Source organism: Pantoea sp. paga (genome assembly GCF_007558755.1).
Classification (GTDB): Bacteria; Pseudomonadota; Gammaproteobacteria; order Enterobacterales; family Enterobacteriaceae; genus Pantoea; species Pantoea agglomerans.
This window is the reverse complement of sequence record NZ_VLTF01000002.1, coordinates 557,081-569,674: the sequence shown is the minus strand read 5'-3', so window position 1 is coordinate 569,674 and position 12,594 is coordinate 557,081. Positions and strand designations below refer to the sequence as shown.

Here is a 12,594-nt window from a genome sequence, read left to right as displayed (position 1 = left end):
TTATTCCTTACCGGCGTGAGTGATCAGCCAGCAGTTGTGAATTTGACGGTTACGCGCGAAGTCCTGCGACTGCGTTTTCTGGGTAATATCCTGCGCCTGCAGGCCCAGTGATTTCAGGCCATCCATGTCCATTTTGAAACCGCGTTTGTTATTGGAGAACATGATGGTGCCGCCGCGACGCAGCAGGCGCTTCAGGTTACGCATCAGCATCATATGATCGCGCTGAACGTCGAAGCTCTCTTCCATACGTTTTGAGTTGGAGAAAGTTGGCGGATCGATAAAGATCAGGTCAAAGTTCTCATCACTCTCATTCAGCCAGCTCAGGCAGTCCGCCTGCATCAGACGGTGCTGACGCCCGGTCAGTCCGTTGAGACGCAGGTTGCGCTCCGCCCACTCCAGATAGGTACGCGACATATCTACCGTGGTGGTTGAACGCGCGCCACCCAGACCGGCATGCACACTGGCGGTACCGGTATAGGCAAACAGGTTCAGGAAATCTTTGCCCTGACTCATCTGGCCCAGCATTTTACGGGCAATGCGGTGATCGAGGAACAGGCCGGTATCGAGATAGTCGGTCAGATTCACCCAGAAACGCGCATTAAACTCTTTAACTTCGAAATAGTCGCCCTTCTCGCTGAGCTTCTGATACTGCGCTTTGCCTTTCTGGCGTTCACGCGTTTTCATAATCAGACGGTCAGCAGGCAGTTGCAGCACGCTCAGCGTCGCGCTGATGACATCGAACAGACGCTGACGCGCTTTATCAGGATCGATGGTTTTTGGTGGCGCGTACTCCTGGATAATCACCCAGTCGCCATAGCGATCAACAGCAACGTTGTAGTCTGGCAGATCGGCATCGTAAATACGGTAGCATTCAATGCCTTCCTGACGCGCCCACTTCTCCAGTTTCTTCACGTTTTTACGCAGGCGGTTAGCGTAATCTTCCGCAATCTGTCCGGCGCTTTCATGACTGTTAACCGCCAGCTTATAGTTTTTCTGCACGCAATCCAGCGGACCGTTCTTCGCTTTAAACTGGCGATCGGCACGCAGTTGCAGGCAGCTCAGCAGTTCAGGCGAGGCGCTGAACAGCGACAGGTTCCAGCCGCCAAAATGCTGCTTCATCAGACGTCCGAGCTGGCTGTGCAGCGCAATCAGGGCTGGCTCGCTCTCCAGACGTTCACCGTAAGGAGGATTACTCAGCACCGTACCGTGAACCGCCGGGTCGACCGGATTAGTCAGCTTCAGCAGATCCTGCTGGCCGAAGGTGAAAAGTTCAAAGACCCCAGCGCGGCGGGCATTCGCCTGCGCCCACTCCAGCACCCGACCATTATTGTCGTAGCCAAAGAAGCGCGCCTGGGTGGCAGCCGTGCCAGTGCGGGCACGGTTCTGCGCCTCAGTTTTAACGTCCTGCCACAACGCAGCGTTAAACTGGCTCCAGGCGGTGAAGCCCCAGTGCTTGCGCAGCAGGCCAGGCGCACGATCGCAGGCGATTAGCGCGGCTTCAATCAGCAGCGTACCGGAACCACACATCGGATCGATCAGCGGTGTCGTCGGCTCCCAGCCAGAACGCAGCACGATGGCCGCCGCCAGGGTCTCTTTTAACGGTGCCTGACCGGTCTGCTGGCGATAACCACGCTGATGCAGCGAGCTGCCGCTGAGATCCAGCGCAATGCTGGCGCGATCGTCATTCAGCCAGACGTTGACACGGATATCTGCCTGCTCACGATCGACGTTGGGTCGTTCGAGGTTCTGACGGGTAAAGCTGTCCACGATGGCATCTTTAACTTTCAGCGCGCCGAACTGGCTGTTACGAATCGAATCGTTGGTGCCGCTGAAATGGACGACAAAGGTTTTGTCGCTGCCGAACATCGTCGGCCAATCCACGCTCTGCACACCCAGATAGAGATCCAGATCGCTGTAGACGCCAAACTCTCCCAGCGGCAACAGGATGCGTGATGCTAAACGACTCCACATCAGGCTTTGGTACATGGTGCGATCGTCGGCTTCGTAGTGAACGCCTCCCTGCACCACTTGCAAATCCTGCGCGCCCAGCGCGTCCAGCTCACTTTTTAACAGCTCTTCGAGCCCACGCGCCGTGCTGGCAAACAGAGAATTCATATCGTCACTTTTTAACTCTTGAGAAAATTGTCGCGCATTATAGCGAATCGGAGACCTATGTCATAAAGTTAGCTTCTTTTGTGTCGCGCGTCGGGTTCAAGGAGAACACCATGATCACGCTTTCCCGCTTATTTATTCATCCTGTGAAGTCGATGCGGGGATTAGCGCTGTCACACGCGCTGGTCACTGACAGCGGACTGGCATTTGATCGTCTGTTTATGGTGACCGAACCTGATGGCACCTTTATTACTGCCCGGCAGCACCCGGAGATGGTACGCTTCACACCCGCTATTTTACCGGATGGCCTGCTGCTGACGGCCCCGGATGGCAGTCACTCCCTGATCCGCTTCAGCGATTTCGATGAGCAGGATCACCCCACCGAAGTCTGGGGAAACCATTTCACCGCGCGCATAGCGCCGCGTGCGATTAATCAATGGCTGAGCCAGTTCTTCCCGCGTGAGGTTCAGTTGCGCTGGGTCGGGCCGCAACCCAGCCGCCGGGTTAAAGCGTTTAATCATATTCCGCTGAGCTTTGCTGACGGCTTTCCGTTTTTGCTGATCAACAACGCGTCGCTGCATGATCTGCAACAGCGCTGCCCGGCCAGCGTCCGTGCCGAACAGTTTCGTCCGAATCTGGTCGTCAGCGGCGCTGCCGCGTGGGATGAAGACAGCTGGGCGGAGATTCAGATTGGCGACGTGATATTCGAGGTGCCTAAGCCATGCAGTCGCTGCGTGCTCACCACTGTCAGCACCGAGACCGGCGTTAAGCATCCTGCCGGTCATCCGCTGGCCACGCTGCAGACGTTCCGTACCGCCCTGGATGGCAGCGGGGATATTGATTTCGGTCTGAACTTAGTGGCGCGCAACAGTGGGGTGGTGCGCGCCGGTGATGAGATGATTGTCCTGAAACGTCATGCACCGCGCAGCTATGGTGCCGGTGAAGTAGTCGAAACACTGAAACCAAAGCAGCAGGCGCCAGATGCCGTGACCATCACGTTTCAGGGGCATACGTTCACCGGAGATAATCAGCAGGTATTACTGGATCAGCTGGAGATGCAGGGCTTCCGGATCCCCTACTCCTGTCGGGCGGGACTGTGCGGCAGTTGCAAGCTGAGTCTGGTCGCGGGTGAGGTTAAGGCGCTGAAACAGAGCGCCCTGCGTCAGGACGGCACGCTGTTGAGCTGCAGTTGTATTCCGGCTGGCGATGTAGAACTAAGGTAATCAGACTGCGCGGGCGTAGCGCGGCGCGACATCCTGATACAGAGGCTGCAGGCGATCGTTCATCACCTTGATGGCATCGCCGAGCACCATGTTTTTTCCGGCCAGCGTCAATCCCGGCTGCGCCAGCAGGCAGAGCGCCGCGTTATCGCCACTCTCAACCACCAGCAGACGCGCCTGCGTCCCCTCTTCTGCCAGCGTAACCTGCACCATTTCACCGGGACGGGGCTGCATTGCCGGGGCATAAGAGGCGAAATGCCAGCTTTTCGGCATCAGTGGCTTGAGGAAGCGTGCAGCGACCAACGCATTTAACACCAGTTCGGCGCGATGGCTGCCACTGAGTTTGCACTGACGGCAGGTCTCTTCAAAGGTGTAATAAAGGGCAGCGTCATCGACACAAAAACCCGATTCAGTGAAGGCATCCGGCGTCAGCATTTTGCGGGAATAACGGGAACGGAAAAGCATACCGTCTGCCAGGTCGAGCATCATTCGGTCGTGGCTGCTGTCAAAATACCAACGCCAGTTATCATCGGGTTTAATTTTCATCGTGTGCCCTGTATTTACCGCTGCGCCAAAAATCACGCAGAATTCAGCGAAAAAAGAAATATAAGGAAAAGCTGAAAAAGCGTGCAACAGGACAAAATATAAACGAGCCGAGGGGATAAATAAACCCCCCGGCCAATCATTGTGAGAATTGTCTTAGAGATGGGTGACGATATCTTTAATTAAGCCTGGTCCCTGATAAATAAAGCCTGAATAAATCTGAACCAGTGTTGCCCCGGCGGCTATTTTTTCACGCGCTGCCGTCAGAGAATCGATCCCGCCTACGCCAATAATCGGCAACCGTCCCTGCAGTTCCTGAGAGAGGCGCTGGATCACTGCCGTACTGCGCGACTGTACTGGCCGTCCACTTAACCCACCCGCTTCCTCAGCATGCTTAAGACCGCTCACCAGCGAACGATCGAGCGTGGTATTGCTGGCAATCACGCCATCAATCTGATGACGTATTAAACTGTCCGCGACCTGAATTAACTCTTCTTCAGAGAGATCGGGCGCAATTTTTACGGCCAGCGGAACATATTTAAGATGACGCTGTTCCAGCTCTTTTTGTTTCAGTTTGATGGAAGAAAGCAGATCATCCAGCGCCTCGCCATATTGCAGCGAACGCAAACCTGGCGTGTTAGGCGAAGAAATATTGATGGCGATATAACCGGCGTGGGCATAGACCTTCTCCATGCAGATCAGATAATCATCTTTGCCCTGCTCGACCGGCGTATCTTTATTTTTACCGATATTGATCCCCAGCACGCCGTTAAAACGCGCTTTCTTCACGTTCTCAACCAGGTGATCAACACCGAGATTATTAAATCCCATCCGATTGATAATTCCGCCCGCTTCGACCAGACGAAACATGCGTGGCTTATCATTTCCTGCCTGAGCGCGTGGTGTGACGGTGCCGACTTCAACAAAACCAAAGCCCATCGCCGCAAACGCATCAATACACTCTGCGTTTTTATCCAGACCCGCCGCCAGGCCCAAGGCATTCTTAAAGGTCAGTCCCATACAGGTGACCGGACGCGACGGCAGATTCTGGCGATAAAACATCTCCAGCGGGGTGCCATTCATAAAACGCAGTTGCTGAAAGGTGAGTTCGTGTGCGCGTTCGGGGTCGAGTTTAAACAGCGCCGGTCGGACGATAGGATAAAACATGCACTCTCCTGAAGGACGGAAGCGATCGTGGAAGTCGGTGCACGGGAAAATGTGCGCCAGAATGGTAAAGTGCTCTGGCGCAAAAGTAAATCGAACAGCGGAGATGCATAAAACTATCTGAAAATGCTTTGATCTTACGCGGCGGAATCGTTTACGGGGTGATTTTTCACCTCAGAGGGAAACAGATATTCCCGCAGGATGCCGTGACGTTGCATGATGCCAAAAATACCGAGACAGACAAACGCTTCAGCCCCGACCATCGACCATGCGGCACCGATTGCGCCAAACTTCCACGCCAGGAAACAGCACAGCGGCACGTTAACCACACCAGCGGCCATCATCACCCACATACGCTGGCGGGCCAGACCATGTGGGATCAGAATCTGCAATCCAGCCGGATAGGCAATGTTGCCAAACAGGAAGCAGAGCACAAAGACGCGCAGCACATCCGCCGACGGGATAAAGTCTTTACCCAGTAAGATTGAGACCACCAGGTCAGCAAAAAACCAGGTAAAGATCACAATTGCCAGACTCAGGGAGAACGACAGCAGCAGGCTTTTACGTGTCGCCGCAATCGCGGCCCGTTTATCCCGGCCGAACAGGTGACTGACGCGCGGGAAGAAGGCGCTGCCGATCTGCTCCGGGACAGAGTTAGCCGCTTTACGCAGGCGATCGGCGCCGTTGTAGATCCCGACCATGTAAGTAGAAGCAAAGGAGGCGAGAATCACCACGTTGACGCTGTTGAAAAGGTTAGCGCCGGCAATGGCGATAAACACATCCATGCTGTCGGTGATGCGCTGTTTGATTTCGCGTGGTTCAAAGCGATAGCGGCCAATGACTTTCATCTCCAGCACAAACTTCAGCGTAATCGCCGCGCTGATAATGGAGACCGCGCCAGGGATCAGGGCCGCCAGCCAGGTGTCCTGCGGGGATTTCACCAGCAAAAAGGTCAGCGGAATCGCACAGAAGTTACCGAAGGTGGCGATCATCGCCGTCTTACCCAGCTTCTCAAAGCCCTGCATCAGCCAGCCAAATGAAAACAGCGAGCCGACCAGCGTGGTGCAGTTCGCCAGAATGATGAAGAACAGAGGGTGCCAGGAGGGATTGAACCAGGTCGCGGTCAGCAGCGTGCCGCTGGTGACCACCAGCAGCATCAGCTTGGCGTTAAACGTTGACCAGAAGAGCTGACTGACGCGTTCTTTGTCATCACGATGGTGAGCAATATCTTTGGTGGTAAAGACATTGAATCCCCAGTCGGAGATGGTGCTGCAATAGAGCACGCAGGCGATCGCCAGCGCCAGCGTACCCATCTGCTCTACGCCCAGAACGCGGGCAAGATAGGGCAGCGTGGCCAGCGGGAACAAAAACGACGCGCCGCGGTAAGCCAGCAGCGAAAAAATATTAATAACCAGACTTTTATCGAGAACTTTTGCCATGACGCAACAACCTTATACACATTGCATGTCTCACCTTCTCATTTCGTAAAGGCATAAACAATATCGCTAAACACTTTTCAGAATCAGGCTGTTTTTCAGAATCAGGCCGCGTTTTTCAGCTCTTTTTTAACCTTGTAATGCTGTAGCGCTATAAACAGTTCAGGACGTTTGAACAATAACCACTCTTTAAAGCTCTCTGTTTTCACATTGCGGCCCATAAAGCGAATAGCGTTAAGCACATATTCCGGAACAGGGGTGCGATTATAGAGCGACAAATAGATCATCAGACGAAACGAGTGCACTAAATAAGCTTTTTCCAGCGTATCGCGCCACGCTGATTTAACCTGAGAACAGGTTAAGGTGTTGTAGGCGTGCATAAAGGCATCATAGCGCTGATAGAAAAACTCATTACTTTTGGTACTGTTAGTCAGTGAGCCGTTGCGAATACGCTGTTTATAATAGACCTGATGACTGACCCATGCCTGCTGACTTTTCATAAAGCAGGAGAGCGTAAAATTGTGATCTTCATGAACGCGCTTAACAAAGCGTAATTTATGCTGCTCAATAACGCGTTTGCTGATGACATAGCTCCAGGCCGCAGAGGTATAGCTGCCGTTACGCAGCAGGCCCAATAAGACTTCCTGCGATTTCTGCTGGCCGAAGTGTTCGTGTCTGACTTTTGGCGATGTGATCTCTGTCTGACCATCGCGGTAGACGCAGGAGTTAAAACAGAACAGGTTGGTTTCAGGGTGCTTTTCCGCCACCATGGCCAGTTCAGCTACCAGCCCATCCGCTACGACGTCATCCGGGTCACAGAAAAAGAGAAACTGGCCCTGCGCCTGCTCAATACCCACATCCCGTGCATGACCGGCACCGCCATTTTCAGTGGTAATTATTTTCACCTGAGAAAGATGCGCATAATTCTGTTCAAGTAAGGCTAATGTTCCATCGGTGGAGCCATCATTCACAATGAGTATTTCATTGGGCGCTTTAACCTGACGTAATAATGAATCGACGCACTCCACAATATATTTTTCAACATTGTAAGTAGGAATAATCACTGATAATAAAGTGTCAGACATAGGCAATTCTCTGCTGTTAGAAAAAAGACAATACGATTCACCCGCCAGATGCAGGGCATGACCAGAGGCGAAACGTCGAAAAGAGTAATACGCTAATATTATGATGGCTTTCATTTAGCCTGATTATCTTAAACCGGTAAGGCGAAAAAAGACCAGTCGTAAAAATTATCTTAACGTTTCACGTGAGAATCACTGTTAACGAAAGTGCATCTATAGCCTGCGTTAATGTTAAAACCGTTGATGATCGATTTAAAATAGCCCTGTGAAGCAGACGTAACCAGATTCAGGAATCTGTAAGCGAACATCTGAAACGATGAATAAGTTCAGCATTCCTTCATTTTTATTACAGTCTTCTTTCTGCAACTAATCCTAATCCCTGAAAGATGCTTGCCGCAGATAAGCTGATTCTGTGCTGCTTCGCAGCGCTTTTTTGTCAGCCGTTTCGCTTTATTGCCGCGCCACTCTCAGGGAAAATGATTAAGCAATCAGACGAAAGCTATTTTTTCTGCTGAACCGTCTCATTTTGACGATCTCGTATCATCCCTCTTAATGAATTGTTCTGCTGCCGACACATAATTTAAGAATTATCGGAAGCGGCGATGCTGACACCTGCCACTACCGCTTCTATTTGCAGATTTCACCCTTACTTTGCCGGATAAATCATTTAAGCCCACTCTCCTGCTCTGACAGTATGAAGATATAAGTTCTCAACATTTGATAATCAATAACTTTTAGTTATAAGGAGTGATGATGCGAGTTATTACGCTGGCAGGCAGCCCACGATTCCCCTCCCGCTCAACCTCACTGCTGACGCTATGTCAGCACAAGCTGGAGGCGCGTGGCATTGAAGTCATCCCCTGGAATATTCACAACTTTCAGCCTGACGATCTGATCAATGCGCGTTTTGATGCGCCTGCGCTTCTCGCCCTGCGTGACGATCTGGCTTCGGCTGATGGCCTGATTATTGCGACACCTATCTATAAAGCGTCGTTTTCGGGTGCGCTGAAGACTCTGCTCGATCTGCTGCCTGAGCGCGCACTGGAACACAAAGTCGTATTACCGCTGGCCAGCGGCGGCAGCGCCGGTCATATGCTGGCGCTGGACTATGCCCTCAAGCCGGTGCTCAACGCCTTAAAGGCGCAGGAGATCCTGCATGGTGTTTATGCCGAAGACAGCCAGATCAGCCATTACGACCGTCAGCCCGAACTGCAGGATTCACTGTCACAGCGCCTGGATGAAGCCGTCTCCGCCTTCTGGCTGGCGCTGACCCGTCACCACCATCCCGTTGCGCAAGCGGTATAAGGAAGAGGTCGATGAAACAGAGATTAGGAAAGTGGCTGGTGGCCGGACTTTTACTGGCTGGCCTCCAGGTACAGGCCGCCGAATCCGATCCGTCTGAGATTCGCATCGGCTATCAGAAAGGTTCGGTCAGCATGGTGCTGGCGAAGTCACATCAGTTACTGGAAAAACGATTTCCCCATACCCGGATTAAGTGGATCGAGTTCCCTGCAGGTCCGCAAATGCTGGAAGCGCTGAATATCAACAGTATCGACCTGGGCAGCACCGGTGATCTTCCCCCGCTGTTTGCCCAGGCCGCGGGCGCGGATCTGCTTTATGTCGGCGCGGAGCCGCCAAAACCCAAAGCGGAAGTGATTCTGGTGCCAAAAAGCAGCCCGCTGAAACAGGTTGCGGATCTGAAAGGCAAGAAAGTGGCTTTCCAGAAAGGCTCCAGCTCACATAATTTATTGCTGCGTGCCTTGCAGCAGGCGGGTCTGACCTTTAAAGACATCACACCGGTCTATCTCACCCCCGCCGATGCACGCGCCGCCTTCCAGCAGGGTGACGTTGATGCCTGGGCAATCTGGGACCCCTACTATTCATCAGTGCTGCTGCAGGGGAATTCGCGCCTGCTGATTGATGGCAGCTCCCTTAACCTGACCGGCTCCTTTTATTTAGCGACCCGCAGCTACGCCGAAGCCCATGGCGCGTTTATTCAGCAGGTGCTCGACACCTTCAGCACTGCTGACGCGCTGACAATCAGCCAGCGTCAGCAGAGCACCACGTTACTGGCGCAGGCGATGGGCTTGCCCGAACCGGTTATCGCCAGCTACCTCAGCCATCGGCCACCCACCCGGATTTCGCCGGTCAGTGCCGAAACTGCCGCAGCTCAGCAGCGCACTGCTGACCTGTTCTATGCCAATCATCTCTTGCCAGTAAAAGTGACGATCCAGGATCGCATCTGGCATCCGCATACCGTGACGCAATAAGGAGCAACAATGAGCGTATCCATTTTCTGGTTCCTGCCGACGCATGGCGACGGCCACTATCTTGGTACTGCCGAAGGGGCGCGACCGGTTGATCACGCCTATCTGCAACAGGTGGCGCAGGCCGCTGACCGCCTTGGCTTTGGCGGCGTACTGATCCCCACCGGCCGCTCCTGCGAAGATGCCTGGCTGGTTGCCGCCTCGCTGATTCCGGTGACGCAGCGCCTGCGATTCCTGGTGGCGCTGCGTCCTGGAGTGATTTCACCGACCCAGGCAGCACGTCAGGCCGCCACGCTGGACCGTCTTTCTAACGGACGTGCGCTGTTTAATCTGGTGACCGGCGGCGATCCGGAAGAGCTGGCGGGCGACGGCGTGTTTCTCGATCACCGCGAGCGTTACGCGGAATCCGCCGAGTTTACCCGCGTCTGGCGTCGGGTGCTGGAAGGCGAAACCGTCGATTATGAAGGCAAGCATGTGAAGGTTCGCGGTGCGCGTCTGATGTTTAAACCGGTTCAGCAGCCTCGTCCCCCGCTGTGGTTTGGCGGCTCTTCTGAACCCGCCCAGGAGCTGGCGGCCGAACAGGTCGATGTCTACCTCACCTGGGGCGAACCCCCTGCGCAGGTTAAAGAGAAGATTGATCAGGTGCGCGCGAAAGCGGCAGCCCAGGGACGCACCGTCCGGTTCGGCATCCGTCTGCATGTGATCGTGCGTGAAACCAATGAAGAGGCCTGGCAGGCCGCAGACAAACTGATTGCCAATGTGGATGACGCCACCATCGCGAAAGCGCAGGCGGCGTTCCAGCGGGCAGATTCTGTGGGGCAGCGCCGGATGGCCGCACTGCATGGCGGTCGCCGCGACAAGCTCGAAATCAGCCCCAACCTGTGGGCAGGCGTCGGCCTGGTGCGCAGCGGAGCCGGGACCGCGCTGGTCGGCGATGGTCCGACCGTGGCCGCTCGCATCAAAGAGTATGAAGCGCTGGGCATTGAGACCTTCATCCTGTCGGGTTATCCGCATCTGGAAGAGGCTTATCGCGTCGGTGAACTGCTGTTCCCGCATCTTGATCTGCAGGTTCCACTGGTGCCCCAGCCGCGCGTGGTTCAGGCACACGGTGAAGCGGTAGCCAACGATTTTACCCCTGAGAAAAAAGTCGCCCGGGGCTGAGGAGAGCATGATGACCAGAACCCGAAAACGCCTTGCTGATACGCTGGTGCCCTGGCTGCTGCCGACGCTGCTGGTCGTGGTGTGGCAGATTGCCTCGCAAACCGGCTGGTTGTCGACCCGTATTCTGCCCGCACCGGAGAAAATTGTGACCACCTTCTGGCAGCTGACCGCCAGTGGTGAACTCTGGCAGCACCTGGCGATCAGTAGCTGGCGGGCGCTGATCGGCTTCAGTATCGGCGGTTCTATCGGCCTGCTGCTCGGGCTGATTACCGGCACCTCCAGAACCGGTGAACGACTGCTGGATACCTCGGTACAGATGCTGCGCAATGTGCCGCATCTGGCGCTGATCCCGCTGGTGATCCTCTGGTTCGGTATCGATGAGTCCGCCAAAATCTTTCTGGTGGCGCTGGGGACGCTGTTCCCGATCTACCTGAATACCTATCACGGCATCCGCAACATCGATCGCGGGCTGGTTGAGATGGCGCGCAGCTATGGCCTTTCCGGCTGGAGCCTGTTTATCCAGGTGATCCTGCCAGGCGCGCTGCCCAATATCATGGTCGGCGTGCGTTTCGCGCTGGGCCTGATGTGGCTGACGCTGATTGTCGCAGAGACCATCTCTGCCAACGCGGGTATCGGCTATCTGGCCATGAACGCGCGTGAATTCCTGCAGACCGATGTGGTGGTGGTCGCCATTATTCTTTACGCCCTGCTCGGCAAACTGGCGGATGTCGCCGCGTTGTTGCTTGAACGTGTCTGGCTGCGCTGGCATCCCGCTTATCAACTGAAGGAGGAGAACGCATGAGCCAGACTCTCTCACCGGCGCGCCTCAACACCGGCACCCCGGTTGGCGTTAACGGCGTCAGCAAACAGTATGGCAGCCGCACCATTCTCAATAAGATTGACCTGCATATTCCCTCAGGTCAGTTTGTGGCGGTGGTGGGTCGCAGCGGCTGTGGTAAAAGCACGCTGCTGCGCCTGCTGGCCGGTCTCGAACAGAGCTCCAGCGGTGAACTGCTGGCAGGCAATGCGCCGCTGCAGTCGGCTCGTGAAGATACCCGCCTGATGTTTCAGGATGCGCGACTGCTGCCGTGGAAAAAAGTGATCGATAACGTCGGGCTGGGTCTGCGCGGACGCGAATGGCGCAGCGCGGCGCTGGATGCACTGGCGGCGGTAGGCCTCGCCGATCGGGCTGATGAGTGGCCAGCCGCCCTCTCCGGCGGCCAGAAACAGCGCGTCGCACTGGCCAGGGCGCTGATCCACCGGCCCGGTTTACTGCTGCTGGATGAACCGCTGGGGGCGCTGGATGCCCTGACCCGCATTGAAATGCAGGGATTGATTGAGTCACTGTGGCAGCAGCATCACTTTACCGTGCTGCTGGTTACGCATGACGTCAGTGAAGCGGTGGTGATGGCAGATCGCGTGCTGTTGATCGAAGAGGGTCAGATCGGGCTGGATCTGCTGGTGGATCTGCCCCGTCCCCGCCGCCGCGGATCGGCGCGGCTGGCCGAGCTGGAAGCGGAGGTACTGGATCGGGTCATGCAGCGTACGGAGCGACCGCAGCCGGTTCGTTACGCGCAGCAGCGCTGAAAAAGGGGAGTGTCTCAGACGC

At 55.1% G+C, this 12,594-nt stretch carries 11 protein-coding genes; 6 read left to right on the top strand and 5 right to left on the bottom strand.

Going from position 1 to position 12,594, the window contains the following annotated elements; translation table 11 throughout:
- Entirely contained in the window at positions 1 to 2,115 is a 2,115-nt protein-coding gene (gene rlmKL / locus FOV68_RS08290; RefSeq protein ID WP_033785545.1) for a bifunctional 23S rRNA (guanine(2069)-N(7))-methyltransferase RlmK/23S rRNA (guanine(2445)-N(2))-methyltransferase RlmL, read from the bottom strand.
- Between the two features lie 110 nt (positions 2,116 to 2,225).
- On the opposite strand from rlmKL, the gene FOV68_RS08285 reads away from it, so the two are divergent.
- Positions 2,226 to 3,335 carry a YcbX family protein gene (locus FOV68_RS08285; protein ID WP_069026029.1) on the top strand — a complete coding sequence of 370 codons (1,110 nt, stop codon included), beginning with the start codon at positions 2,226 to 2,228 and terminating at the stop codon, positions 3,333 to 3,335.
- Here FOV68_RS08285 and FOV68_RS08280 read toward each other — a convergent pair whose 3' ends face one another.
- From FOV68_RS08280 to FOV68_RS08265, 4 genes are all read right to left on the bottom strand, one after another.
- Complete coding sequence (locus FOV68_RS08280) at positions 3,336 to 3,878, bottom strand: cell division protein ZapC (protein WP_033757182.1); 543 nt, start codon at positions 3,876 to 3,878, stop codon at positions 3,336 to 3,338.
- Positions 3,879 to 4,031: 153 nt separating this feature from the next.
- Complete coding sequence (gene pyrD / locus FOV68_RS08275; protein WP_143990599.1) at positions 4,032 to 5,042, bottom strand: quinone-dependent dihydroorotate dehydrogenase; 1,011 nt, start codon at positions 5,040 to 5,042, stop codon at positions 4,032 to 4,034.
- Positions 5,043 to 5,176: 134 nt separating this feature from the next.
- Positions 5,177 to 6,478, bottom strand: coding sequence for a flippase (locus FOV68_RS08270; RefSeq protein ID WP_031592844.1), 1,302 nt, complete (start codon positions 6,476 to 6,478; stop codon positions 5,177 to 5,179).
- Positions 6,479 to 6,579: 101 nt separating this feature from the next.
- Complete coding sequence (locus tag FOV68_RS08265) at positions 6,580 to 7,560, bottom strand: glycosyltransferase family 2 protein (protein WP_033757180.1); 981 nt, start codon at positions 7,558 to 7,560, stop codon at positions 6,580 to 6,582.
- A 750-nt stretch (positions 7,561 to 8,310) separates the two neighbouring features.
- Between FOV68_RS08265 and ssuE the strand changes: the two genes are divergently transcribed.
- From ssuE to ssuB, 5 genes are read left to right on the top strand one after another with little or no spacing between them, the layout of a single operon-like run.
- A complete protein-coding gene (gene ssuE, locus FOV68_RS08260) occupies positions 8,311 to 8,862 on the top strand; it encodes an NADPH-dependent FMN reductase (protein WP_010669775.1) in 552 nt (183 codons plus the stop codon).
- Between the two features lie 11 nt (positions 8,863 to 8,873).
- Positions 8,874 to 9,827 carry a sulfonate ABC transporter substrate-binding protein gene (locus FOV68_RS08255; protein WP_060679877.1) on the top strand — a complete coding sequence of 318 codons (954 nt, stop codon included), beginning with the start codon at positions 8,874 to 8,876 and terminating at the stop codon, positions 9,825 to 9,827.
- A gap of 9 nt (positions 9,828 to 9,836) precedes the next feature.
- Positions 9,837 to 10,985 carry an FMNH2-dependent alkanesulfonate monooxygenase gene (gene ssuD / locus FOV68_RS08250; RefSeq protein ID WP_022625932.1) on the top strand — a complete coding sequence of 383 codons (1,149 nt, stop codon included), beginning with the start codon at positions 9,837 to 9,839 and terminating at the stop codon, positions 10,983 to 10,985.
- Positions 10,986 to 10,995: 10 nt separating this feature from the next.
- Positions 10,996 to 11,787, top strand: a complete 792-nt coding sequence (gene ssuC, locus FOV68_RS08245) for an aliphatic sulfonate ABC transporter permease SsuC (protein ID WP_010254987.1) — start codon at positions 10,996 to 10,998, stop codon at positions 11,785 to 11,787.
- Positions 11,784 to 12,572 (top strand): aliphatic sulfonates ABC transporter ATP-binding protein, encoded by a 789-nt coding sequence (gene ssuB / locus FOV68_RS08240; RefSeq protein ID WP_010254985.1) that lies wholly within the window; start codon positions 11,784 to 11,786, stop codon positions 12,570 to 12,572. The genes ssuC and ssuB overlap by 4 nt, the downstream gene beginning before the upstream one ends.
- The last annotated feature ends 22 nt before the right edge of the window (positions 12,573 to 12,594 follow it).